Source organism: Corynebacterium sp. MSK032, from assembly GCF_030232065.1.
GTDB classification, from domain to species: domain Bacteria; phylum Actinomycetota; class Actinomycetes; order Mycobacteriales; family Mycobacteriaceae; genus Corynebacterium; species Corynebacterium jeikeium_D.
The window spans coordinates 37,155-61,720 of sequence record NZ_JASPJR010000003.1; the positions used below are offsets into that span (position 1 = coordinate 37,155).

22 protein-coding genes are annotated in these 24,566 nt (G+C 59.9%); 17 read left to right on the top strand and 5 right to left on the bottom strand.

Features of this window, described 5'->3' with window-relative positions; translation table 11 throughout:
* Window positions 1-65 precede the first annotated feature (65 nt).
* Window positions 66-1,604, top strand: coding sequence for an HNH endonuclease signature motif containing protein (locus QP995_RS02420; protein ID WP_284852872.1), 1,539 nt, complete (start codon window positions 66-68; stop codon window positions 1,602-1,604).
* A gap of 24 nt (window positions 1,605-1,628) precedes the next feature.
* Here QP995_RS02420 and QP995_RS02425 read toward each other — a convergent pair whose 3' ends face one another.
* Window positions 1,629-1,796: a hypothetical protein gene (locus tag QP995_RS02425; RefSeq protein WP_187271215.1), complete on the bottom strand. Its 168-nt coding sequence runs from the start codon at window positions 1,794-1,796 to the stop codon at window positions 1,629-1,631.
* Window positions 1,797-1,866: 70 nt separating this feature from the next.
* Between QP995_RS02425 and QP995_RS02430 the strand changes: the two genes are divergently transcribed.
* The 8 genes from QP995_RS02430 (at window position 1,867) to QP995_RS02465 (ending at window position 10,467) form a co-directional block, all read left to right on the top strand.
* Window positions 1,867-2,697 (top strand): sulfurtransferase, encoded by an 831-nt coding sequence (locus tag QP995_RS02430; protein WP_016421551.1) that lies wholly within the window; start codon window positions 1,867-1,869, stop codon window positions 2,695-2,697.
* A gap of 194 nt (window positions 2,698-2,891) precedes the next feature.
* Window positions 2,892-4,922 (top strand): TtfA family protein, encoded by a 2,031-nt coding sequence (locus tag QP995_RS02435; protein ID WP_284852873.1) that lies wholly within the window; start codon window positions 2,892-2,894, stop codon window positions 4,920-4,922.
* A gap of 51 nt (window positions 4,923-4,973) precedes the next feature.
* Complete coding sequence (gene pyrE / locus QP995_RS02440) at window positions 4,974-5,534, top strand: orotate phosphoribosyltransferase (RefSeq protein ID WP_049169851.1); 561 nt, start codon at window positions 4,974-4,976, stop codon at window positions 5,532-5,534.
* A 98-nt stretch (window positions 5,535-5,632) separates the two neighbouring features.
* Entirely contained in the window at window positions 5,633-6,478 is an 846-nt protein-coding gene (locus QP995_RS02445; protein ID WP_016421548.1) for a lysoplasmalogenase family protein, read from the top strand.
* Window positions 6,465-7,136, top strand: a complete 672-nt coding sequence (locus tag QP995_RS02450) for a TrmH family RNA methyltransferase (RefSeq protein WP_070429389.1) — start codon at window positions 6,465-6,467, stop codon at window positions 7,134-7,136. The genes QP995_RS02445 and QP995_RS02450 overlap by 14 nt, the downstream gene beginning before the upstream one ends.
* 69 nt (window positions 7,137-7,205) lie before the next feature.
* Complete coding sequence (locus QP995_RS02455; protein WP_005510131.1) at window positions 7,206-8,423, top strand: glycoside hydrolase family 76 protein; 1,218 nt, start codon at window positions 7,206-7,208, stop codon at window positions 8,421-8,423.
* Window positions 8,424-8,555: 132 nt separating this feature from the next.
* Window positions 8,556-8,966 carry a DUF3151 domain-containing protein gene (locus QP995_RS02460; protein WP_016421545.1) on the top strand — a complete coding sequence of 137 codons (411 nt, stop codon included), beginning with the start codon at window positions 8,556-8,558 and terminating at the stop codon, window positions 8,964-8,966.
* A gap of 97 nt (window positions 8,967-9,063) precedes the next feature.
* Window positions 9,064-10,467 (top strand): FUSC family protein, encoded by a 1,404-nt coding sequence (locus QP995_RS02465; protein WP_005510217.1) that lies wholly within the window; start codon window positions 9,064-9,066, stop codon window positions 10,465-10,467.
* Window positions 10,468-10,524: 57 nt separating this feature from the next.
* On the opposite strand, the gene QP995_RS02470 is transcribed toward QP995_RS02465, so the two are convergent.
* Window positions 10,525-11,217, bottom strand: coding sequence for a DUF1707 SHOCT-like domain-containing protein (locus QP995_RS02470; RefSeq protein WP_070549992.1), 693 nt, complete (start codon window positions 11,215-11,217; stop codon window positions 10,525-10,527).
* Between the two features lie 133 nt (window positions 11,218-11,350).
* The gene (locus tag QP995_RS02475; protein WP_284852874.1) at window positions 11,351-12,295 is read right to left on the bottom strand and encodes a hypothetical protein; all 945 of its coding nucleotides are present in this window, start codon (window positions 12,293-12,295) and stop codon (window positions 11,351-11,353) included.
* Window positions 12,296-12,346: 51 nt separating this feature from the next.
* Between QP995_RS02475 and QP995_RS02480 the strand changes: the two genes are divergently transcribed.
* The 6 genes from QP995_RS02480 (at window position 12,347) to purT (ending at window position 19,209) form a co-directional block, all read left to right on the top strand.
* A complete protein-coding gene (locus tag QP995_RS02480; RefSeq protein WP_016421542.1) occupies window positions 12,347-13,636 on the top strand; it encodes an adenylosuccinate synthase in 1,290 nt (429 codons plus the stop codon).
* A gap of 272 nt (window positions 13,637-13,908) precedes the next feature.
* Window positions 13,909-14,493, top strand: a complete 585-nt coding sequence (locus QP995_RS02485) for an LppP/LprE family lipoprotein (RefSeq protein WP_016421541.1) — start codon at window positions 13,909-13,911, stop codon at window positions 14,491-14,493.
* A 162-nt stretch (window positions 14,494-14,655) separates the two neighbouring features.
* Window positions 14,656-15,294: an LppP/LprE family lipoprotein gene (locus QP995_RS02490; RefSeq protein WP_016421540.1), complete on the top strand. Its 639-nt coding sequence runs from the start codon at window positions 14,656-14,658 to the stop codon at window positions 15,292-15,294.
* A gap of 193 nt (window positions 15,295-15,487) precedes the next feature.
* Window positions 15,488-16,744, top strand: a complete 1,257-nt coding sequence (locus QP995_RS02495; protein ID WP_049169869.1) for a glycerophosphodiester phosphodiesterase family protein — start codon at window positions 15,488-15,490, stop codon at window positions 16,742-16,744.
* A gap of 96 nt (window positions 16,745-16,840) precedes the next feature.
* Window positions 16,841-17,872 carry a nucleoside hydrolase gene (locus QP995_RS02500; protein ID WP_049189472.1) on the top strand — a complete coding sequence of 344 codons (1,032 nt, stop codon included), beginning with the start codon at window positions 16,841-16,843 and terminating at the stop codon, window positions 17,870-17,872.
* Window positions 17,873-17,988: 116 nt separating this feature from the next.
* Window positions 17,989-19,209 carry a formate-dependent phosphoribosylglycinamide formyltransferase gene (purT, locus tag QP995_RS02505; RefSeq protein ID WP_048734516.1) on the top strand — a complete coding sequence of 407 codons (1,221 nt, stop codon included), beginning with the start codon at window positions 17,989-17,991 and terminating at the stop codon, window positions 19,207-19,209.
* A gap of 93 nt (window positions 19,210-19,302) precedes the next feature.
* Here the strand turns inward: purT and QP995_RS02510 are convergent, their stop codons facing one another.
* Together QP995_RS02510 and QP995_RS02515 are read right to left on the bottom strand one after the other, a co-directional pair.
* Window positions 19,303-19,806: a phosphoribosyltransferase gene (locus QP995_RS02510; RefSeq protein ID WP_048734520.1), complete on the bottom strand. Its 504-nt coding sequence runs from the start codon at window positions 19,804-19,806 to the stop codon at window positions 19,303-19,305.
* Between the two features lie 64 nt (window positions 19,807-19,870).
* Window positions 19,871-21,376, bottom strand: coding sequence for an FAD-dependent oxidoreductase (locus tag QP995_RS02515; protein ID WP_284852875.1), 1,506 nt, complete (start codon window positions 21,374-21,376; stop codon window positions 19,871-19,873).
* A gap of 253 nt (window positions 21,377-21,629) precedes the next feature.
* On the opposite strand from QP995_RS02515, the gene QP995_RS02520 reads away from it, so the two are divergent.
* Together QP995_RS02520 and QP995_RS02525 are read left to right on the top strand one after the other, a co-directional pair.
* Window positions 21,630-22,655 carry a sulfite exporter TauE/SafE family protein gene (locus tag QP995_RS02520; RefSeq protein ID WP_284852876.1) on the top strand — a complete coding sequence of 342 codons (1,026 nt, stop codon included), beginning with the start codon at window positions 21,630-21,632 and terminating at the stop codon, window positions 22,653-22,655.
* 143 nt (window positions 22,656-22,798) lie between these two features.
* Window positions 22,799-24,505 (top strand): nitrite/sulfite reductase, encoded by a 1,707-nt coding sequence (locus QP995_RS02525; RefSeq protein ID WP_016421533.1) that lies wholly within the window; start codon window positions 22,799-22,801, stop codon window positions 24,503-24,505.
* The last annotated feature ends 61 nt before the right edge of the window (window positions 24,506-24,566 follow it).

Below are 24,566 nucleotides of genomic sequence, written 5' to 3' on the forward strand. Positions count from 1 at the left end.
GGGGAGGGAAATTAGTTAGTCCATTTGGGGATTCGGATTGCTAGCGTTTTAAAAGGGGTGGGGAAATGTCTACACCATCGGCGTCAAACGGCGGTGGACCGCTTTCGACATCGCAGGTTTTAGATGCGGTTGCGCAGTTTGAAGCTCTGTCGACAGTCATCGTGGAGAACTTCGAAGTACTTGCACCGGATCATGCGCACGATGCATATAAGTCGATTGAGAAAGCGCGAAAACGACTCGCAGTAATTGATGCGACTTATGTGGAGACTATGAAGGGGCGGATGCCCAGCGCGGAGCACCGAAGGATCGCGTGGCTAGCGCAGGAGATGCGAATCTCGCGAGCAGAAGCGAGGCAGCGTATCAATGTCGTCGGACGTCTGAGTAGGAATGTTGATCCGTTTGCTCCGGCGAATGAGGATGTGCGAATGCCGAACCTTCGTCAGAAGGTTGAGGAAGGTGTTGTCGGTGCGGATGCTGTTGCGAAGATTGACAAAGCCGTTCGGGAGCTGCCGGCAACGGAGCATGCACAGCTGTCTAGGCTGCTGGACAAGCACATTTCAGATTTAGTGGACAAAATCCGTGTTGATGATCTCAATAAATTGCCGAACCGCCTGCGGGCGATGTTGGGGGTTGATGACCCGTATACGGATGAGGACCGCGCTCGGAAACGAAGTCTAAAAATCGGTGCTCAGGGGCCGGACGGCATGAGCCGGTTGAGCGGTGTGGTTACGCCTTCGTTTGCGGCGGTGCTCAAAAGGCTGCAGGCAGATCATGCGCGGCCTGGTGGGTTACTCGAAGAAGGCGCCGATGACCAGCGGAATCCGGAGCAGCGTTTCCATGATGCCGTGGAAGCGGCGGTGAATGGGGGCTTTCAACCGGGCGGTGAGCTTCAGCCGGCGCGGGGGACGACATCGGTGGTCACCGTCGCGCATATCGCAGATGTGGCAGCGTTAGCTGGAGTCTCCCTGCCTGAGGGGGAAGATTTTGTACTTCCTGGATCGGGTAAAGCGGTCTCAGACGCGGGAGTGCGAATTTCCATTAGTCAGGCCGTGCAACAGATGGTCGATAGAAATTCGTTCCTCCAAGTCTTGGGGAATGAGGGGCAGACCTTGTACTTTGGTCGATCCCGCAGGCTGGGGACTTTGCCGCAGTATCTGGCCCTTCTTGGAGAGGAAGGAGGTTCCTCCGCGCCGGGCATGGGCACTCCGGGAGCTATGTGCGATGTTCACCATGTGCAGTCGTGGGCTTCCGGTGGTGGCACTGACCTGGATAATCTCACGTTGGTGGATCCGGGTACGCATCGAAAGATCGATGATGCTCGATGTGATGAAAATGCTTGGTGGACGCTCCGGCCGGATGAGGTGCCGGAGATTCTAGGAACTGACGAAGGGGACGGGGTTAGCGGGGAGTGTGAGCCGGCCTCTACTGATCGTGTGGTCTGGGTGCCCCCGAAAGACGAGGAAGGAAACCGGAAAGCGGAATCCAATGAGGACCCCGATACGTTCGATAGCCCGGGGCGCTGGTTGCGTCGTAAAGCGCGAGAGAAACGGACGAGGGACACAGCGGATGGCAATGGTGGGACGGGACAGGATCCCGGTGGGTAGTCGGATTGGGAGGCGGGGCCTGGCTTAGAGGTTGATCTTCCGTTTCGTAGTCAGCTTTGCGTTAATGAAGCGGTTAAGAAAAGGGGTGCCGACGCTGGCGGCATAGTGCAGTAGTTTTTCTGCGGTGGCACAGCCGATTCCATGGCCGGTGCCTGAGATGAAAACGGCCAGGTGGGCAGCATCTTCAGGCACCTTCCCAAGCTCCTAGTTTTAATAACGTACATATCGCGCTACCAAGTCAATCGATTTAGAATCCGGAATTATGACAACATCCATCTCGGTACAAGAGCTTCGTGACAAGATTGCCGGCGGCGGTCGCATCGTCGTCGTTGACGCACGCTGGTCGCGTGCTAAAAAACCATATGACTCCTACGCCACGGCTCACATCCCACTGGCCGTGTTCTGTGATCCCGAGTTGGACCTAGCAGGTGTTCCAAGCCGAGAAGCTGGTCGCAACCCGTTGCCGGATATCGAGCGTGTGCGCGATGCCGTCCGTCGATGGGGAGTCCGCTCGGAGCATCTGGTGATCGTCTACGACGCGGGCGATGGACTGTTCGCGTCACGTGCTTGGTGGATTCTGCGCTGGGCAGGTTTGGAGAATGTGCGTGTCCTCACCGGTGGGCTAGCTGCTTGGGAAGCAGATGGAAACGAGACTGCCTTCGGGCCCGGAAATCTGCCGCGGCCTGGAACGATTGCAGTGAGTGAAGGCAATATGCCTGTTGCCAGCCTCGATGACGTGCGCACCTGGTCTGAGCGTGGAATTTTGGTGGATGCGCGTGAGCCCAGCCGTTTTGAAGGTCGTAGTGAGCGCGTTGATCTGCAGGCAGGTCACATCCCGGGTGCCGTGAACCTGGCGGCTCGCAGTCTGCAAAATGCCGACGGCTCCTTCCTGCCTGTTGAGCAGCTCCGTGAGCGCTTTGCCTCCGTCGGTATCGAAGACGGTCGCAATGTAGCGGTCTACTCCGGTTCCGGTCTTCATTCCTCGCTGTTCATTCAGGCTATGGAAGAAGCGGGCATCACGGGCGCCGCTCTGTATGTCGGCGGCTGGTCCCAGTGGGCTGGCGATCCGAGCCTGCCTATCGTCCGCTTCTAAGCGGGCCCGGGCCCGGGCCAGGGCGACCGCCCCAGGGCCCTTGATGTGCCGTCCATGTGGCTTTTGCCCCTCGCCCTTTACCGTCCTAGAGAGTCCCGTACGCTCTCTCCTCGGGCATTGGCATTGCGCCAGACGGGGGACGGCATCTTGTCGCTGACCAAATAGAACTGCTTCTGGCTTAAGCTAGGAGATTAATGATTCCCCTAGTATTCACCCTCGCAGCGATTCTCATCATCGCCGCAGTCGCGCTGTTCGTTGTCGACCGCCGCCGTCGCAGCATAAGTGAGACTGCTGTGGCGTCTCCGTCATCGCCATCGCTTTACGACGAGCCCTCGGACTTCACCGGCGAAGTAACCGGTGTGGCGGCAGAAGATGTTGTGCCCGAACTGCCGGATTCTTCAGAGCAAGGAAGCTCCGAGACAGCTTCTGTGGCGAGACCGAATATCGCAGCTGATGCTGACTCTGAGGTTGCCGCTGAGACTGATAGCGCCGCTGCAGTTGATTCTGAAACTGAGGTTTCGACGACAGAACTGGGGACTTCAGCTGTAGAAAAGACACCGACGGAGCCTGAATCTGTCTCGGGAATCGAGCCGGCGGCCACTGCTGAAATGCCCGAAGCAACAGAAGACGCGGGTGCTGCCGAAACATCGGAAGCAGCAGCTGATCTGAATGCGGGAACGGACGTGACTCTCCGAAGCGGCGCGGAGTCTGGCACAGAATCTGGAGCAGGGCCTGGCATGGAGCCAGCCGAGTCGGTGACTGCTGAAGATACCGATACCACGGATGAGCCCGAGACAGGTTTAGTGGACAACACCAGTGCCATAGATGCCAACAGCACCACTGCTCCTGACGCTCGCATTGGAACTGTTGACGGTGCAGAATTCGAGGCTGTGCCCGGCGAAAATGCCGAGACTGACGAAGTGCCGCAATCATCCGATCGTGCGGCGCGCACCCAGGCCACCCAGGCCACCCCGCCCACTGTGTCCACCCAGCCCGCGCAACCGCAGCGCGCTCAGCAGCAATCAGTGGCCCCTATCCGTCGACGTATCAGCGGTCGCCGTGTGCGTCACTTGCGGAAAGCCTGGGCGCAGGAACGTAATTCTGTCTATAACCGTGTGGACCATGAGCTGCCGTCGTACTGGCAGCGTACGCCGGACGGCGATGCCAAGGCCGTGGTCTCCGGTTTCGCCTTTGGCCGGGAAATGCACCTCGCCGATGTCGGCGGCATCACCACCATCGCCATCCGCCGCTCTGTATCCAGCGATGAGGTTTTCGAGTTGCGCCGCAGCGGCGGCACGACGCTGCCTCACGTAGCTACCGAAGCCGGCCTGGTAGTCGCAGCTACCGACCCAGAGCTCATTCATCGCATCTTCGACGACCGTGCAACCCGCATGCTTGCCGACGTACACCCGGCCATTACCCGCATGTGGTCCGAAAACTCCTGGTCCTTGGCTCAGCTGATTGATAATTCAGTGCCAGAGGACTGGGACGGTGCACTGGCATCGCTGTCGGACTTCTCCGACATTGCGCGCAGGTTGCCACCGGCGGAAGGCGAAACCGTCGCTCCGGACACTAATCAGTGGGATCCCACTCGTTTGCAGCTCACCGAGCAGTCCGTTGACTCTGGTTCCTTGATTTCGGATGGAACCGGGCGTGGGCACTTGCACGCGGTACCAGATCAGCGTCGCAACGGTTCTGCTAACCACGAATCGCAGGATCACAGCTCACAGAACGGGCATGCCCAGAGTCACAGCGCGCAGAATAGCAAGGGTGAAGAGCCGCTGGACGTTGAGGAAATTGTTTACGCAGATTCTCCTTCGTCCTCGTCCGCTGCTACCGCGGATGCAACCACGGATGATTCGCAGTGGCCGTCGCAAAGCAATGCACAACCCACGGTGGTGCAGGCGATTGACGGTTCGTCGTGGCGCCCTACGCGGGATATACCGCTGGATCCGACGGCGCTGCCTTCGCGGTCGACGGCACGAAAGATGGGTGCAAACGTTGGCGAGTCGGAGGACATTGGAGATTCTGGCCAGCAGATTCCTGCGCTTGGGGAGGACCCCGAACATAGCCGGATGCGCTCGAGCCAGGGGCGTGTGGTGCGATCAAATGTGAAGCCCGCCAGTATTTTTACCGACGCCGCCCCAGACCTCGACAGCAGCGACGACCCCACCGAATCTATGTCCGAGGACAAGGGCGTAACCCCTGATTCCGCGGACGAGTAGAACCAGACATATCCTTGAGCACACAGTCGTTTATTTAGGAGACAACCTCAGATGAGCATCCACACGAGCAATGTCAATCAGGAGAAGCTGCAGCGTTTGGCCGAGCTGGTCAAGGAGCTGGCGGTTGTTCATGGCAAGGTCACGCTGTCGTCTGGACGTGAGGCTGATTACTACGTTGACCTGCGCCGCGCCACTCTACATCATGAGGCCTCGCGTCTGATTGGTTCTCTGCTACGAGAGCTCACTGGAGACTGGGACTACGCGCACGTCGGTGGTCTGACGCTTGGCGCGGATCCGGTGGCTACCTCTGTCATGCACGCCGAAGGGCGTCCAATTGATGCCTTTGTGGTGCGTAAGGAAGCCAAGAAGCACGGCATGCAGCGCCGCATCGAGGGACCGGACATTGTAGGCAAGAAGGTCCTGGTTGTGGAGGACACCACCACCACGGGCAACTCGCCGCTGACTGCCGTCGCTGCACTACGTGAGGCCGGTGCTGAGGTTGTCGGTGTCGCCACGGTGGTTGACCGCGCGACGGGCGCCGACGAGGTCATCAAGGCTGAAGGCCTGGACTACCGTTACCTGCTCGGTTTGGATGACTTGGGTCTGGCCTAAGAATCTGAGCGCTAGAGCTATCGCCGAGCCTCACCCTGCTCGCCGAGCCTCACCCAGCTCACCGCCCCAACGCAGTCCCACGAAAGAGGAACATCCCCATGACCACCAAGCGCGCAGGACTCCTGTCCAAGCTCACCACGACCAAACTTCCCGGCACCAAGGAAACCGTCGCTGACATGTTTGTGCGTCGCACGGGCGAGGGCCTCGGCGCACTCGTCGGTATCGCCAGCGCAAGCTCCGACACCCGCCGTGCCCCAGAACGTGCCGGCTATATCGCCGCCAGTGCGGTCAACGTTGTCTCCAGTGCCTTCGGCTGGGAGACTCCACGTCGAGTTTCCAAGACTGTCCTCATGCCACTGTTGGCGGCCAATGTTTGGCGCCGTCGCCACGAGACGTCTCGCTTTACGACGACCACCCTGCTCATCGGCCTCGCCGGCGGTTGGCTGGGCGACTTGATTCTCATGCCGAATAAGCCGAACCTGAACCGCGGTTCTGTGCCGTTCGCAGTTAACCAGGTTGCCTACCACGTGCTGCTGTGGCGTGCCGGAGCTCGGATTAGCGCGCTGCGTGCTGCCATTCGCTTCCCACTGTGGGCTGGTTCGGTACCGCTGGTCGGTGCTGTAAAGCCCGAGGCGCTGCCCGCTGCTGTTGGCTACGGTCCGCTGCTGGCTGTGACCTCCGCACTGGCCGATGACCCGGCGCTGCTGGAGGGTGCCGGTGCTGTCGGTACTGATGAGCAGACCGGCCTGCCGATTGCCGATGCCGCCTACGGCCTCGGCCACGGTGGCAACCTGTTCCTCGTCTCCGACACGCTACTGATGGCTCGAAAGATGTTTGCGGAGGAGGGCGTCGTCGGCAAGCTTCTGAATGCGGCAGTGATGGACACCTACACCGTGGCGCAGTTGTTCCTGGTCGAGGGGCTGTTGGCTCTTGACCGCGCCTGAGCCCGGGAAGGGGCCGACGGAATGGTTTGAGGCTCGTGTCGGGGTGGGGCCGTGGGAGCAGGAGCACCCGAACGAACCCCGGCCGACCGGCCCAGAATACGATGAGCAGCTTCTGGATGAGGGCGACCGACGTAATGTCGTCGATGCCTACCGCTACTGGACGATGGAGGCTATCGTCGCGGAGCTGGATAAGCGTCGTCATCCGTTGCACATCGCCATCGAGAATTTTGAGAATGACTCCAACATTGGCACCGTGGTACGCACCGCAAATGCCTTCCTGGTGGAGGCCGTGCACATCGTGGGGCGCAAGCGTTGGAATCGTCGCGGCGCGATGGTGACTGACCGCTACCAGCACTTGCTGCACCACGAGACGGTGTCGGAGGTCATTAGCTGGGCGCGCGAGCATGATTTGGCTGTCGTGGCCGTGGACAATGTGCCGGGCTCCGTACCCATCGAAACCGTTGAGTTGCCCGAGCGTTGTCTTTTGCTCTTCGGCCAGGAGGGGCCGGGAGTGACTGAAGAAGCACAGCAGTCGGCGGATTTGACGGTGTCGATTGCCCAATTTGGCTCGACGCGTTCGATAAATGCGGGGGTAGCGGCGGGTATTGCCATGCACTCTTGGATTCGTACTCATGCAGATATCACCGCGGCCTGGTAATTGTCTGCTTAGGTGTTTTATTTCGAAGGCTGTTTTAGAGCTGTTTCACAGCCGTTTTAAGGAGAGCCAGTGGTTCTAAAAATGTCGCGTCCGGAGGCCGAAACGTGGGCCTATCGTGCGGACGTGGCTGAACAGGCGATTCGCAACCGTCATGCGGCGAAGCTGTGGGGTCTTCCGGGCACGAATTTGGCAATGGCTTCCTGGCCCGCGCCGCTGCGACATAAGGTCTTCATCAACTGGCATTACTGGTGGCAGGCGCAGTATCTCGACTGCCTGGTAGACGCAGCCAAGCGCGTGCCTTCTAAGGAGAAGTACCGCGCTATCCGCCAGACCACTCGGGGTATCCGCATTCGCAACCTCACGCTGCTGACCAAGAACAAGTACTACGACGATCGCGCGTGGATGGCGTTGGCGCTCGGGCGTGCCGACGCGGTCCTCGGCGCATCGGTGCCCAAGAAGACGACAGCACGGCTGATTTCATGCTTGGGTGATGGTCGGCAGGAGTCCACGGGTGTGCTGCCGTGGCGTGAGCAGGACCTCTTCTTCAACGTTCCCTCGAACGGTCCTGCAGCCATCGCTCTGGCCCGGGCTGGTCGTATCAAGGAGGCAGAGGAACTTATCGATTGGGTTTACGCCAACCTCCTGGCGGACTCAGGGCTGCTCTACGACGGCATTCGCTTGTCCATGGCAGGTGCCGTCGTGCAGAAGGGCATGTTTACGTACAACCAGGGTGTCATGATTGGCGCTTGCCTCGAAGTGGGACTTGCGCTTCGGGCGCACGGCCAGCGTGAACAGGCGACGAAGTATTTCACGCGCGTGCAAAACCTCATCCACGCGGTGGCAAAGGATTTGGCGACCACCGACAATGTCATCGCCGGTGCCGGTGGCGGCGATGGTGGTCTGTTCAACGGCATCCTCGTGCGATACCTCGCCGATGCGGCGGTGCGTTTGCCTGGAGACAATCGCATGAATCGCGCGGCGGCCCGCATTGCTCGCCGACTGGTTCTGGCGTCGGGGGAGAAGTGCTGGTACCACCGCCTCGAGGTTGATGGCCTGCCGCTTTTCCCCGCAGATTGGAACGACAATGCTCAGTTCCCACAGGGCGGTTCGGTTGCGCAATCAGTCGGTGGCGCGGTTCGCGGTTCGGCGATTAAGGAGCGTGACCTCTCTGTCCAGCTGTCGGGTTGGATGCTGATGGAAGCGTGCGCCCGAGTGGCCGATTTTGTTGCGACCAAGCTGGAAAATGGTGAGTCGTTGGATTCGACGAAGCCGAGCTGTCCGGAGTAGTCGGGGAACGCTAGTTGGTCGTCATCTGGCGCTTGCCGACGTTGTACCACCACGCTGTGCCCGCCGTTGCCAACAGAGAGTCACATACTGAGCCCCTGCCATCGCCACGTGATGCCTGGCACAATAGGACGCATGAAACTCAATGACATGATGGCTCCTGCTCCCGTGAAGCTCCCCGTTCTTGACGAGGCCGTTGCTGCCCGCAACGGTGGCGCAAGCCCGGAGGCCGTGGTTCGCGCATGCCCGCGCGATTCCCAGGCTTGGGCGGATTTGGCTGAAAGCGCCTTGTCCGAGGGCCAGGAGATTCAGGCCTATGCCTTCGCTCGCACTGGTTACCACCGCGGTCTGGACCTGCTGCGTGGAAACGGCTGGAAGGGGTTCGGAGCCATTCCGTGGGAGCACGAGCCGAATCGTGGTGTGCTCCGCGCCTTCGCAGCGTTGGCTAAGGCTGCTAAGGCTATCGGCGAGGATGATGAATTCGATCGCATGATGGCGTTGCTGCGTGACAGTGATGAATCCGCGTTGCCAGAACTGGGTCTTTAATCGCGCATAGAGATTCAGCGGGCACATAAGAGTGCACAACAGCACAACGGGTACATAAAAAGCGCACAGTTTTTTACATGAGGATGGTGACTTCGGCATGGCTGGCATAGCTGGTGGGGAAGATAAGGATGCCGCAGCTGCCAGGAATCTAGAGGACCTTGCTCCCGCGCATGTCGACGACCTCGTCGAAGCTAAGGAAACGCAATTCGTCGAGGATAATCCGCGCCCGGATTTCCAAGATTTTCGCAATACGTACCTACATCCGGCCTCCCGCGCAGCAAACAAGCTGCGTCAGAAAGTGAGGCCCCGCACGCGTTTCCTCCATGCGATTGACCGTGTGCGCTCCCGTTGGATGCTCATTGTCCAAGCCACGTTAGCCGCTGGGTTGGCCTACTGGTTCGCACTTGAGGTACTGGGGCACCCCAACCCGTTCTTCGCGCCGATGGCCGCTTTCATCAGCCTCAACGTGATGACCGCAGGTCCTCGCCTAAAGCACTCTGTGGAGTTGGTGCTCGGCGCCTCGTTGGGAGTCGGCATTGGTGATGTGATTATCTCCATCCTCGGCTCGGGTATCTGGCAGCTGACTGTCGGTGTGTTCGTCGCCATGGTCATTGGCGTGTTTGTCGGTCGCGGTCCGCTTGTGGTCAACCAAGCGGCATCTTCAGCCGTGCTCATCGCCACCATTATTCCGCCGGGCACCGCCGGTTCTTATTACCGAATGATCGATGCTCTCGTCGGTGGTGTGGTGGGCATTATTGTGCTCATGATATTGCCGCGAAGCCCGCTGGCGGGTGCTCGCCGCAAGGTGGCCAAGGTCCTCGACATGGGTGCAGACGTACTTTATGACATCGGCATCGGCATGAAAGAGGGCGACACCGATCGCATCCGCACCGCACTGAGCGTGGTGCGCTCCATGCAGGCGCAGGTCTCGCTGATGGACCGCACTGTCGCCGACGCGGGCGAGCAGGTCCGTATCTCGCCGTTGCTCTGGCGCTCTCGGGATAGAATCCACTCGCTGTCGCGCATGGTACATCCCGTCGACAACGCCATGCGCAACATCCGTGTGCTCGCGCGTCGCGCTATCACCGCACGTGAGGATCACATCGACTTCTCGTCCGAACTGTGCGCACTTGTTCTCGGCGTGTCTGAAGGTACGCGCCTGGTCAGTCATGTGCTTGACGACGAAGCCGCCGTGCGCCGAATCCCAGAGTGGGGCGAGTTGCCTTTCGAATCCGGCGACATCGCTATCGCTCAGCTTTCCGAGGGATCCGGAGAGGTCAAGCTTGAAGACGTGGTTCGGTACTTGCGTCGTCTAGCGGCGAAAATGCACCCGCGCGTGATCGAGGACGCAACGCTGTCGGAACAGGTTGTGTTTGCGCAGTCCCGCTCCTTGGTGGTGGACCTGTTGCAGGTGTGTGGCCTGTCCAGACGTTCAGCTGTGGCAACGCTGCCGCCGACGACGCCGTTCCCAGCAATGCCGCCGGAGGTATGGGACGAGTAGCCGGTGAGACGTGGGCGAGTAGTGGCTCGCCAGGCGCACTTGCTACTGCAGCATGCTCTAGTGCGGTACGCGCTTGACCTCGACGCCACCGAAAGCGACGAAGCCGCGCACAATAATCTTCGGAGCCTGTCCTGCGCCAGGAGCAGGAAGGTTACGTCCCGGGTTTCCAGTAACATCCGTGCCTCCGAAGATGGGCAGCACGTCGACATCAACCTGGTAGTGGTCGGGGACAATGACGTCGACTCCACCGAAGGCGCAGCCAATGTTGACGACAGTAGCTTCCGCGGTCAGGATGGCCTCGCGGAAATCCAAGCCAGTCCCGCCGAAGGCCGCCACCGTGGTGTGCGTGGGAGCGCACGTCCATGGGCCTCTCTTGTCGGTGCCGCCGAAGATGCCGATGGAGAGCTTCGAACCAGTTGCCGCGGCGGAGCTATCAATCCGAGCTGGTTGATGATTGTTGGCTGCATTCGGTGCCACCGAATGGTGCTCGTCCGGGACGCTGTGTAGGTTCGGGCGCAGGTTAGGGTTTGGGTGCGCATGTGGAGTCGGCTCGGCCAGGTTCGCGGGCAGCGACAAGTCCTGTGTCAATGCGGGCAACTCATCGATGTACGTCGCCTTTTGGGCTTTCTCGGTGCGCTCCTGCAATTCCGCAAAGTCAATCTGGCCATCGCGGAATGCCCATTCCAAGCGTTCCAGCGCAGTGTGGCGGGCTTGGTCGCCAGCGCGTAGCCGTGGGGTGTTGTCAGTCATGATGCTGTCCTATCGAGGCAGTGGCGGGCAGTGGCTTTAACACCCAAATGTTATCTGTACTCGAACTTTCGCGCAGGTCACTTTCATGCACGCCACTTTCGCACAGGCAGACCGTGGCTATTGCCCGCCGCAGTTAGTGCACAATCTGCAAGTCGCGAAGGTGTCGGTACAGAGTTGTCTTCTCTCTCGGCTTTCGTGACTCCACGCCATCGCGCACATATCGGAAGCCCAGGCCACCAACTTGAACTGCCCGACCCGTCATCGGACGGTGTAGCTCGCGGGCCGGGGCTTCTTTCGCTTTACGACGGCCACCGCGCCCCAATCCGAGTCGGCTCAGCAGGCCTTTGCCGCTCTCACCCTCGTTACCGTTTTCCGCATCCGGCGCCGGAACTTCGGCCGCAACGATGCCCGGGGCATCGGGGGTAGGGCGAATCTGCAGGCCGGTGGATGTGCCGGAGAACATCTGATGCTCGTCGACATAGACCTCGCCAGTAAACCCGTTTGCCGAGGACACTCCGGTAATTCCCGGCTCTGTCAGTAGGGCGTAACCAACAATTGCGTGGCCGGTGTCGTCGCGAATCAGCGGCACTGGCGTCGTCGGGCGTGTGAGCGCGGCCGCCGCATCGAGCCCTTCTCCTCCTTCGATGCCCCAGTTTTTGGCCGCGGTCGAGGGCGCGGTGGGGACATGTGCCACTTCAATCCACAGGAGGTTCTTGCGCATCAGGTAGGTTGCCACGGTAGCCAGTGCCGCGTCGGTGCCAACGACCACAATTCGTAACGGCTCGCTCGGCTTTTGCGGAGCGGGTTGCGGAGCGCCTAAGTGGTCGACTTTCTTCTGCTTGGAGATTTCCTCCGGCGTCGGAGCTGTATCGACAGGCAGTACGTCCTTGGCCAGGTCGTCGATGAAAGCCAGCTCCTTGCGGGTGGGGATCATCGCGACGTCGTGAAGCGCATAGGCGGGTGGTGCCGGAGTAGCTGGTGCTGATGGTGTGGACGGTGCTGATGTAGACCATGATTGGCGGAGCAATTGGGAAAACGCGGGTACATCGGGGCCACACAGCAGCACAACAATACGCATAGGACTACACTCTAATGCGTCGTCTGCAATCCCAGGAGTTGAAGTAGGACTATGGCCGCAATCATTATCGTCGGTGCCCAGTGGGGCGACGAGGGCAAGGGCAAAGCAACCGATATTCTCGGTGGCCGCGTCGACTACGTCGTCAAGCCCAACGGTGGCAATAACGCCGGCCACACCGTTGTCGTTGGCGGTGAGAAGTACGAGCTGAAGCTGCTTCCGGCGGGTGTACTGTCGGAAAACGCTGTGCCGATTATCGGTAACGGCTGTGTGGTCAACCTCGAGGCGCTTTTCGACGAGATTGATGGCCTCGAAGCTCGCGGTGCAAAGGCCTCCCGCCTGCGCGTTTCCGGCAATGCCCACATGGTTGCTCCGTACCACCAGACGCTGGACCGCGTGACCGAGCGCTTCCTGGGTAAGCGCGCTATCGGCACCACTGGCCGCGGTATCGGCCCGACGTATGCCGACAAGGTCGGCCGTACGGGCTTGCGTGTCCAGGACATTCTGGATGAGTCGATTCTGCGCCAGAAGATTGAGTCTTCGCTGGCTCAGAAGAACCAGATTCTGGTCAAGCTGTACAACCGCCGCGCTATCGACCCGGATGAAGTCTTTGATTACTTCATGGGCTTCGCCGATCGTCTGCGCCCGATGATTATCGACTCGGAGTTTGAGCTCAATCAGGCTTTGGATGCCGGCAAGCACGTCCTCATGGAGGGCGGCCAGGCCACCATGCTCGACGTCGACCACGGCACCTACCCGTTCGTGACCTCCTCGAACCCAACCGCTGGTGGTGCCTGCGTGGGCACCGGCATCGGCCCGACGAAGATCACTTCGGTGCTGGGCATCATGAAGGCCTACACCACCCGCGTCGGTGCTGGCCCGTTCCCGACGGAGCTGTTCGACAAGTGGGGCGAGTACCTGCAGACCACCGGCGGTGAGGTCGGAGTCAACACCGGCCGTAAGCGCCGCTGTGGTTGGTACGACTCGGTGCTGGCTCGCTACGCCGCGCGCGTCAACGGTTTCACGGATCTGTTCATCACCAAGCTGGATGTCCTGACTGGTATCGGCGAGATTCCGATTTGTGTCGCTTACGACGTTGATGGCGTGCGTCACGACGAAATGCCACTCACCCAGTCGGAGTTCCACCACGCTGTCCCGATTTACGAGACCATGCCTGCATGGGACGAAGACATCACTGGCTGCCGCACCTTCGATGAGCTGCCGGACAAGGCCAAGGATTACCTGAACCGCCTGGAGGAGCTCTCCGGCGCTCGCATTTCCTACATCGGTGTTGGCCCGGGTCGTGACCAGACCATCGTTGTCCACGATGTGCTGGACAACTAGCGCTGGGCAACTAGCGCTGGGTACTTAGCCTGGGGGGCAGTGGCGAACTAGCCGGAAAATAGTCCGGCTTTCGACCCGGCTTTATCGAACTGTTAGATAAAAAATCTTCGGTGTCGAAACTGCTGGCTGCTGTAAAAAAGAACATTTGCTAACCACGAGAAGGCTCTGGGAATTGTCAGTTGACACTGGCATCCCAGAGTCATTTTTGTATCGTAGGCCTCACCGCGTGGTCCAACGACAGAAGTCCAAACGACAGAAGGCGTGTGGTTTTCATGCAAAACACAGGACACCGAGTACAACGACTGGCAAGTTCCGCCGTACTTTCCGGCGCGATGGTTTTCTCCGCAGTAGGTGGAGCCGTTGCAGCTCCCGCGGCTCAGGCGGAACCGGCCCCAGTGCCGGCACCGGCTCCGGCGAAGGCAGATAGCTGTACCCCGAACCCGGCAGCACCTGAAATCCAGGAGGCCCTGGATAAGGTCAACAGGGAGCGTCCGAACAACCATGATGGGTGGAAGTACACTGGCACCTCCAACTTCAGCCCGTGTAGCGATTTGAGCTTTGCTCTCGCAGATCAGGCCAAGCAGGGCAACGCTCAGTCCTCCACTGTGCTGTTGATGTTCCACAAGGGTGAGTTCATTGGTACGGACTCTGACCGGCCTCAGCACATCAACAAGGTGACGCCGACCCCTGATGGTAAGAACATCTCGGTCATCTACCACGACTGGGAGGCCCAGGAGGCCGCAGGTGCGCCGAACGCTGATGCGGCCAAGTTCACCTCTAATGTTCACTTCTTCTGGAACGGCGATCACGTCGTCCACGAGGGCAAGATTCCCGGCGGGGCGAAGCCCGCTTCCTAAGGACTCCCGAGAATTTTCGAGAGCTTTCGAGAATTCTTGGACACTCCCGGGGTCTCTTGAATTTTCCCAAGTAAACTCAATTCAGAGTCGGACATGAGAAAGTAATGCTCCGTCGTAGCTCAGTGCTTGAGAAAACTTGAGAGAACAGAAGAGGTTCCAGCCATGAGTGGTCATTCAGTTCGTCGCGGGTCGATGCTGGTTAGCGCGGCGGTCGCAGGTGTAGTGGCTTTGTCCGGTTGCTCCACTGATGAGACCGCAGCACCGACCTCTGCTTCTCAGGTAGATCAAGAAACGACGACCATCACTACGACCACCACTGTCGAGGATGACAGTGAAAGTGCAGATACCCCCAATCCGGATGTCGATGACAACGACCCCGATGGGGGTTCTTCTGCGCCAACCCAGGAAGAGGCTTTCGAAGAAGCGGTTGCCGACCTGAACTCAATGGAAGGTGGCAATGGCAGCGGTTGGACAGTCACGGACGATACGAACTGGGATACCACCAGCGAGTTGACCTTTGCCTCAGCAGTACAGAATGAAATTACGCATTCAACTACCGCTGGTGCAGTGCTGCTGTTTCATAAGGGCGAGTACGTGGGGACCGCCGGTGGTCCGCAGACAATCAACTCGGTCGAGGGTGATGGCAAAACTGTGACCGTCAATTTCTTCGATGTCAATAAAATGATCGAAGACGGCGGTGCCTTCGCCTTTAAAGACCAGTACAACGCTCCCGTTACGTACTCCTGGGATGGGGCAGAGGTTGCTCAAGAAGGCGAGATTCCAAAGGCAGAGGGGAATTAAACGCTCACCCCGCACTCTCTCCAGATGCGAGTGCTGTCAGGCCGTTTTAAAGTAGTGGCGCACCACACAGTTTTCACCCAGATTTCTGTGTTCCGTAAACCTCCGACGGTAGTTTGTCGACACTGTGTTGTCGGTACTATGCCGTCGCTATGAAGTCGCTAACACTACGCCCAAAGAGGAAAAATCACCGGCCATGTCTTCTCGCAACTCATCTGACTCCATGTTTGACGAACGGACCAAGCAGAGCGAGCAGCCTCAGAATTCACGCGTCCACGGCACGCGCCGCGCAATCGCGGCCATCGCTATGGGCGCGTTTGCTATTTCTCCTATTGCAGCCTGCAGCAATGATGCAGACAACGACGCGGCGTCGTCGTCAAGCAGTGCAAGCGCGGTCAGCACTACGTCGAGCGAAGAGAAGACCTTTGAAAAGCAGCAGGTCGCTGAGCTGAATGCGGCCGCGAATGTGCGGCCGGCTGCGATGGCTAAGCTGCCGGAGGGTTTTGATCTGCAGTCACACCGTGGTGGTCGCGGTGAGTGGACGGAGGAGTCCAAGCAGGCGATGATCAACTCGTTGGAGCTGGGCGTTACGACGTTGGAGCTGGACATCGTCCTGACGAAGGATGGCGTGCCTATGGTCTGGCACGATCCGGAAATCCAAGACGACAAGTGCTCGGACACCGAGCCAGTGACGGAGGGGGACCCGCAGTACCCGTACGTCGGCAAGCTCGTACATGATCTCACCTATGAGCAGGTACAAACCCTGGTCTGTGACAAGAAGCTCGAGGACTTCCCGGATGCGGAGCCAATCAAGGGCAATAGGATGATGACCCTGCCGGAGCTGTTCGAGCTGACTAAGGATAACCAGGACATCCACTTCAACATTGAGACCAAGATCGAGGGCGAAAAGCGCGCTGACTCGGCAGAACCGCAGGAGTTCGTCGATGTGATTCTCGACGAGATTGACCGCGCGGGTGTGGCTGATCGTGTGATGATTCAATCCTTCGATTGGCGCTCGTTGCCGCTGGTCGCGGAACGGAACCCGGAGATTCCGCTGGTCATGCTGTGGGACGAAACCACCTGGAAGAAGGATTCTCCTTGGATTGGCGATGTCAATTACGACGAGGTCAATGGCGACATCATCGAGGCCGCCAAGCAGCTCGGCGTGCAGGTGCTCTCGCCGACGCACAGCATTCCTTACGGCAAGACACCGTCGGATGCTGACTACCACCCGGTCGCCACGCCGGAGCTAATCTCCCGTGCGCATGAGGCCGGCATGAAGGTGGTGCCATGGACGGTGAACGAAAAGGAGACCATGCGCGAGCAGATTGCCGCTGGTGTCGACGGCATCATCACCGACTACCCGACGCGACTGCGCGAGGTCTTGGCCGAGCTGAATATGCCGCTGCCGGAGCCTGCTCCGGTGGGTGATGCAGCGATGTCGACGAACTAGTAAACCCGGCCAGCACCAGCGGAAACTCGTCTGTATCCCTGTTTTGCCCATGTTTAGCTCTGCGGGCCGAGCGTGTTTCGTGTCACACTTGACCTTATGACGCGTTTGAAAGTGCTTGCCGACGTTGACACGGGTATCGATGACAGTCTTGCTCTCGTCTACCTCGCGGGGTTGCATACCGCAGGCGAGATCGAGCTGGTGGGTGTGACCTGCGCAGGTGGTAACACCACTGCGGCATGGTCTGCCCGTAATACCAAGTACATGCTGAATCTTTGTGGTTGTCCGGAGGTTCCGGTCGTCAGCGGTTTCGAGGGGCCCGCTGACCGTGAGCTGACCACCACGCCTGAGACTCATGGCCCGTACGGGCTGGGCTACAACCTGGCGCCACCGGCCGTCATCTACGAACCGGGGCGCGCAGGAGCGGCGGATCCGCTGGCGCTGTGGCGCCAGGTCATCGAGCAGGCACGGTCGACGGGGGAGAAGGTGCACCTGCTGGTCACTGGCCCTATGACCACCTACGTGGCCGCTTTGAAGAAGTACCCGGAACTCATGCGGGAGCTCGACGGCGTGACCATTATGGGTGGTGCTGTGGAGTACCACGGTAACGTTACCGAGTTTGCGGAATGGAACTTCTGGGTTGACCCCACCGCGGTCATCGAGGTCTTCGGCACCGCGGGCGCTGTGGCCGTCGAGCGCCCGGAGGATGCCGTGCGCAGCATCGCCACCGCCGCAGGCGCGCCGGTGCCGACGCTGGTTCCGCTCAATGTCACCGAGACCATCACCATTAGTGATACTGAGATTGAATCCTGGCGAGATGCCGGTATGAACCCGGAGCTACTGCGTGTTCTGCGTCGCTCACTGAAGTTCTACTTTGAGTTCCACCAGGGAGTTGGAGTCGGTTACAAGGCGCAGGTTCATGACCTCTTTGCCGCGATGGTGGCCGTCGGTGCGGTGACCGGGGAAGTGGAGAAGATGCGTCTCGTGGGCGTCGATAAGCGAACCTTTGCAGATGAGCCAGCACGCCGCGGCCAGGTGGTGGAGGATTCAGCCGGAGCGGTGGCGAATGTTGTCCTGGCCGCTGACCGTGAGGTGGCGCTGGCTGAGTTCCAGCGGGTGTTCCCGCGCTAGGTTCCCGCCCGTGCCCGCCGCGGTGAATCAGCTCGCTGTCGTATGCTGGAGGCAATCAATTTAACAGCTGCTGGTTGCGCAGCGTATGTGCCGTAGACGAAAGCGAATTTATCTCGATGTTCACCCCTGAAGTCACCGGAACCCCGTACCAGCCGGGAGCAACGCGAGTTCTGCTGCTCGGCTCTGGCGAGCTCGGCAAGGAGGTGACCATTGCTTTCCAGCGTCTTGGCGTTGAGGTGCACGCTGCCGATCGCTACGAGCATGCACCGGCACACCAGGTAGCTCACCACGCCTACGTGTTGAATATGTCGGACCCTAGCGCACTGCGGGACCTGATTCTCCAGGTCAAGCCACACTTCATCGTCCCTGAGATTGAGGCTCTGGCAACCGAGGTGCTGGCAGAGGTTGAGGAAGACGAGACGCTGGATGTCACCGTTATTCCGACCGCACGGGCGACTCAGCTGACCATGAACCGAGAAGGTATTCGCCGCCTGGCTGCGGAAGAGGTGGGACTGCCGACTTCCCGCTATCACTTCGCCTCCAGCTTTGATGAGTTCACCGCAGCTGTTGATGAGATTGGCTTCCCATGCGTGGTCAAGCCGGTCATGAGTTCCTCGGGCAAGGGACAGTCCACGCTGCGTTCGCCGGAGGATGTCCAGGCCGCGTGGGATTATGCCATGAGTGGCGGCCGCGTCGAGTCCGGCCGCGTCATTGTGGAGGGCTTCGTCGATTTCGACTACGAGATCACGCTGCTGACCGTGCGCTCCGTTGATCCGGAGACCGGCGAGGGGGCAACGTGGTTCTGTGAGCCCATTGGGCACCGTCAGCAGGACGGCGACTACGTTGAGTCATGGCAGCCGGCTGCCATGAGTGAAAACGCCCTGGACAATGCGCGCTCTGTCGCCGCGCGCATCACCAACGCGCTGGGCGGTCGCGGTATCTTCGGCGTCGAGCTGTTTGTCCGCGGCGATGAGGTGTGGTTCTCCGAGGTCAGCCCGCGTCCGCACGACACCGGCATGGTCACCATGGGCACCCAGCGTTTCTCTGAGTTCGAGCTGCACGCGCGTGCAGTGTTGGGTCTGCCTATCGACGTCACGCTGGTGTCCCCGGGAGCCTCCGCTGTGGTCTACGGCGGTGCTGACATCGAGCAGCCGGGTTACACCGGGCTGACGGAGGCCATGGCTATTCCGGAGACTGATATTCGTATCTTTGGTAAGCCGGTCGCTGGCCCGCGTCGCCGCATGGGCGTTGCTGTTTCAACCGCGGATTCTGTCGATGCTGCTCGTGAGCGTGCATCGGAGGCGGCATCAAAGATTAAGGTCGTCGAACTGGGCTAGTTCGACGACCTAGTGTGCGCTGCTGGTGTTGCTTGGGAAAGGAACGCTGCAGCGCACTTTTTTGTGCCCGCTGTGGTGCGTAAGCTACTTGATCTACTTGGACTTCTGTACCGGTGGCTCGGCCGACCAGGGGAAGACGATCCAGTCATCGGTGTGCTTCCAGACGTAGTCCGGTGCAATCTCCGAGCGGGACTTGCCGTAGAGCACAGCGGAACGGACTTCAGCGCCGTGCTTCTTGAGCAGGTCGAGCACCAGATGCAGCGTGCGACCGGAGTCGGCCACATCGTCAACGACCAGCAGGCGGCGGTTGGAAATCGATTCGATGTCCAGGAGCGGCTCCAGCAGAACCGGATCCGGCAGGGTCTCCGCCACGTCGGTGTAGAACTCGACGTTGATGGCGTCAGAGAGCTTGACGCCCATGGTGTAGCTGAGTGCGCCTGCTGGCAGCAGGCCACCGCGGGCCACGGCGATAATAATCTCCGGGTCGAAGTCCGAGTCGACAATCTGCTGTGCCAGTTCACGGGAGGCGACGCCGAAGCCTTCCCAGGTCAGAACTTCCTTGACGTCCAGGTTGGATGAGTCTGCATGATAAGCCATGTATTAACTCTAATCCGAAAATCGACTGACGTGCATAATCAACTGTCCGGTTAGACCCGATGCGCTAGCTCGCGACGGTCTCCACAACAGCTTCGTGCACAGCTTCGGCCACGTCATCGGCATCTGGCTGCTTTGCGACGACCGTGGAGGCCGTAACCATGTCAGCCCACTCGACCAGCTTCTTGCGCTCGCGGCCTTCGGCTTCGCCCGCGGCACGCTCGGCGGCGTCGAGTGCGTGCCAGCCCTCCCAGGTGGTGACCTGGAGGCCCTTGTCGGCCAGGAACTCGTCGACGTCGTTATGTGTGGGCTTTGCAGGTGCGGCCAGGCGACCTGCCTCCCAGTCGGCGATGAGGTTGCCGACAGCTTCGTTGGCATCGCCCTTGGTGTTACCGATTAGGCCGACCGGGCCACGGCGAATCCAGCCGGTGGTGTACAGGCCCTGGATGTGGTTGCCGTCGATGTCGTCAAGCACGCGGCCGCCGGCATCTGGGATGGTGTGCGTGCCGGTGTCGAACGGTACGCCGGTGACTGCGTCGGAGCGGTAGCCGACTGCGCGGTAGACCGCACCGACCGGCCATTCGGTGAACTTGCCGGTGCCGCGGACGCCACCCTCGCCGTCGAGTTCGGTGCGTTCGGTGCGGATAGCGCTGACGTGCTGTACTCCATCTTCACCGGTCTCGCCGATGATTTCGACCGGGGACTCGAAGAAGTGGATGAAGAGCTTGTGCGGGGCGCCCTTTGGCTCGCGGATGGCGTAGTTTTCCAGAATCGTACAGACCTGATCGGTGATCTTGGACTCGTGACGGGACGTTTCGGAGGCGGCATCGTACTGGATGTCCTCCGGATTCACGACAACCTCAATGGTGTCAGAGTGGTCCAGTTCCTTCAGCTCCAGTGGAGTGAACTTTGCCTGAGCCGGACCGCGACGGCCAAAGACATGGACTTCGCGGGCGGCATTCTTTGCCAGGCCGTCGTAGACGTTGTCGGCGATTTCGGTGACGTGCAGCTCATCGGCAGTCTTGGCGAGAATACGGGCGACGTCGAGACCCACGTTACCGACGCCGATCACAGCGACCGACTCAGCAGAGAGGTCCCATTCGCGAGCAAACTCCGGGTGGGAGTCGTAGAAACCTACGAACTCACCGGCGCCGTAGTGCTCCGGCAGATCCGAGCCCGGGATGTTCAGATCGCGGTCGCCGGTCGCGCCAGTGGCGAAGATGATGGCGTCGTAGAACTGGCGCAGTTCATCAACGCTGACCTGCTTGCCGACGTCCACGTTGCCCAGCAGTCGAACCTGCGGCTTGTCCAGCACTCGGTGGAGGGACTTAATGATGCCCTTGATTCGCGGGTGGTCTGGCGCAACACCGTAGCGGATGAGGCCGAACGGCACTGGAAGGCGCTCGTAGAGGTCGATGGCGACATCGCGGCCGGACTTCATCAGCGCGTCGGAGGCGTAGATGCCGGCCGGGCCCGAGCCAACCACGGCTACACGCAGTGGCGTGGTGGAGTTGGCGAGATCGGGCAGTGAGGAAGCGGCCGTGTTCTGGGCTGCAGTCTGGTCGTTGGTCATTGGGTGGAATCCTTTTTCTACGTTTTCTTTGTCGCGATTGCTTATCGTAGACCAACCGGTCTATGCTTGCTGAAACAGAATATAGACAAACTGGTCTACAAAAAGCAAACACAAAACACCGCAAGAATCACTGCTTTGGCTTGAGAGGGTTTTGCTGCGCATCGCTTCTGCTGAATGAGCTCTGAAAGGGGCTCGTCGTGCGAGCATCGTGGCAACGGCAGGCTCTGGTTGGGTAAGCGGGGAAGGGCTTGTCATGGAAAAACTCATAGTCTTCGTGCTAATCGGCCTTGGCGCGCAATTAGTCGACGGCACTCTGGGGATGGCTTTCGGTGTCACCGCTACTTCGCTGTTTATTGTCGCTGGTAGTAGTGCTGCCACTGCGTCGGCGGTGGTTCACGTAGCAGAGGTGGGTACGACACTGGCCTCCGGTATTTCACACTGGCGATTCGGCAATGTCGACTGGCGACGCGCGCTGAGTCTTGGCGTGCCGGGTGCTATCGGTGCCTTTATTGGTGCGACCTTTTTGGCGAATCTCGACGGTGATGCCGCGACGCCTGTGACCTCGACAATCTTGCTTTTCCTCGGTCTGTGGGTGATTATCCGCTTCGCCTTTTTGGCCAATGTTAAGCGCAAGAAGAAGGCCTGGGGGGCGAAGAAGCTCGCTCCGCTGGGGCTCTTTGGTGGCCTGCTTGATTCCACTGGAGGCGGTGGTTGGGGGCCTGTTACCACCTCAACTTTGCTCGGCGCTGAGGCTGACCAGCCGCGCAAGATTATCGGTACTGTCTCTGCGGCGGAATTTCTCGTTGCCTTGGCGGCTGTACTGGGCTTTTTGCCCAAGCTGCGGGAGGAATTCACTCAGCATGCCGCACCGGTAATTGGTTTGTTGTGCGGTGGTGTGATTGCGGCACCCTTGGCTGCGTACCTGGTGGGGCGCATTAATCCGCGGCTGCTTGGGATTGCGATCGGCGGCGTGTTGGTGGGGCTGAATATTCGCACTCTGTTTTCGTCGCTGGTTTCTGGGGGCGTACTGACGACAGTGCTGCTCGTGTGGGCTTTTGTTGTCGTTGTGCTGGTGCTGTGGGCGCGTTCGCACGACACTCTTCCGGGGCTGCGTCAGCGGGTCCAACTTGAGCCGACTTCTCAGTCTCCCTCGGCTGATGTGTCTAGTTCTGGATCTCCATCACCCGCTTCGGTTGATGCCGGGGCCGAGGATGCTTCTGAAGGTGTCAAAGTGGGTGTGAAAAACGGTGTCCGCGTGGGCGAAGCAGGGGTTCGCTAGGTGTCCGAGCGTGTCCCGGCTTGCACTAGCCAGACTGGTCGGTCTAATGTTGCCTGCAATACAACGTAGACCAAACGGTCTATAAAGATTAGAAACTGATTCGGTCAACGAGAACAAAACGAAAGTGATTCGGTAGATTCCCCATGAGCTCTCCTACGAAAACCGCCGAGCGTCCAGCTTCCGCAGCGGCTACCCGACGTAAGAAGCGCGCACCGAAGCCACAGGGGCAGTGGCTTATCGACGGCCGCGAGCCACTTAACGACGACGAGCGCATTAAGAAAGAAGATGCTGGCATCGCCGTTAAGCAGCGTGTTATCGACATCTACTCCAAGCAGGGGTTTGACTCCATCCCCGCGGAGGACCTAGCGCCTCGCTTTAAGTGGATTGGCCTCTACACCCAGCGCAAGCAGGGGCTTAGCGGTGAGCACACCGGCGTGAAGACCAACGCCGAGCTGCAGGACAAGTACTTTATGCTCCGCGTCCGCCTCGACGGTGGCCAGACCACCACCGAGGGTATTCGCACCATCGGCGAGATTTCCCGCGATTTCGCCCGCGACACTGCGGACTTCTCCGACCGCCAGAACGTCCAGCTGCACTGGATTCGCGTCGAAGATATGCCGGAGATCTGGGACCGCCTTGAGCGAGTTGGTCTCGACACCAACTTTGGCTGCGGCGACGTTCCCCGCGTTATTCTAGGCAGCCCGGTTGCCGGTGTTGCGGCCGATGAAATTGTCGACGGCACCAACGCCATCCGCCGCATCAAGGAGGAGTACCTCTCCGGCGACGAGTTCTCCAACCTACCGCGTAAGTTTAAGTCGGCAGTTTCCGGTTCCCCGCGTCTCGATGTCACCCACGAGGTCCAGGACGTTGCCTTCGTCGGTGTCAATCATCCAGAGCACGGCCCCGGTTTCGACGTTTGGGTCGGTGGTGGTCTCTCCACCAACCCGATGCTCGCCCAGCGTCTCGGCGCCTGGATCCCAGAGGACGAGGTTCCCGAGGTATGGGCGGGCGTGTGCCGCATCTTCCGGGACTACGGCTACCGTCGCCTGCGCAATCGTGCGCGTCTGAAGTTCCTCGTTGCCGAATGGGGCGCGGAGAAGTTCCGCCAGGTACTCGAAGACGACTACCTCAACCGCAAGCTTATCGACGGCCCCGCACCCGAACCTTTCGAAGGCGACCGTGACCACATCGGCGTGCACAAGCAGGCCGACGGTCTCAACTACGTCGGTGTTAAGCCCGCTGTTGGCCGTGTTCCGGGCTCTGATCTGGTCAAACTCGCCGACATCGCCGAGCGCCACGGTGTTTCCCGCGTCCGCACCACCGTGATGAAGGAGCTCATTCTCCTCGACGTCGCCGACGACCAGGTCGACTCCCTGCTCGCAGAACTCGACGAAATTGGCCTGTCTGCCAAGCCCTCAGCTTTCCGACGGGGCATCCTGGCCTGCACCGGCCTAGAGTTCTGCAAGCTCGCACTTGTCACCACGCGCCAGCGCGCAATTGATTTGGTGGGCGACTTGGAGGAACGCCTCGGTGACCTCGACGTCCCAATCACCATTGCGCTCAATGGCTGCCCGAATGCCTGCGCCCGCACGCAGATTGCCGACATCGGACTCAAGGGGCAGATTGTCACCGACGACGAGGGCAACCGTGTCGAGGGTTTCCAGGTTCACCTCGGTGGTTCGCTGGGGCTCGATGCCAACTTCGGCCGCAAGGTTCGCGGACACAAGGTCACCTCGGCAGAACTGGGTGACTACATCGAGCGCGTCGTCAATCACTTCAAGGAGCAGCGCCACGAGGGTGAACAGTTCCGCGAGTGGATTGTCCGCGCTGATGAGGAGGACCTGAAGTGAGTGAATCTCCCAATGGGGTTCGGTCGCAGGGGCCGTCGTCAAGCGAAAAAGACGAGACGCC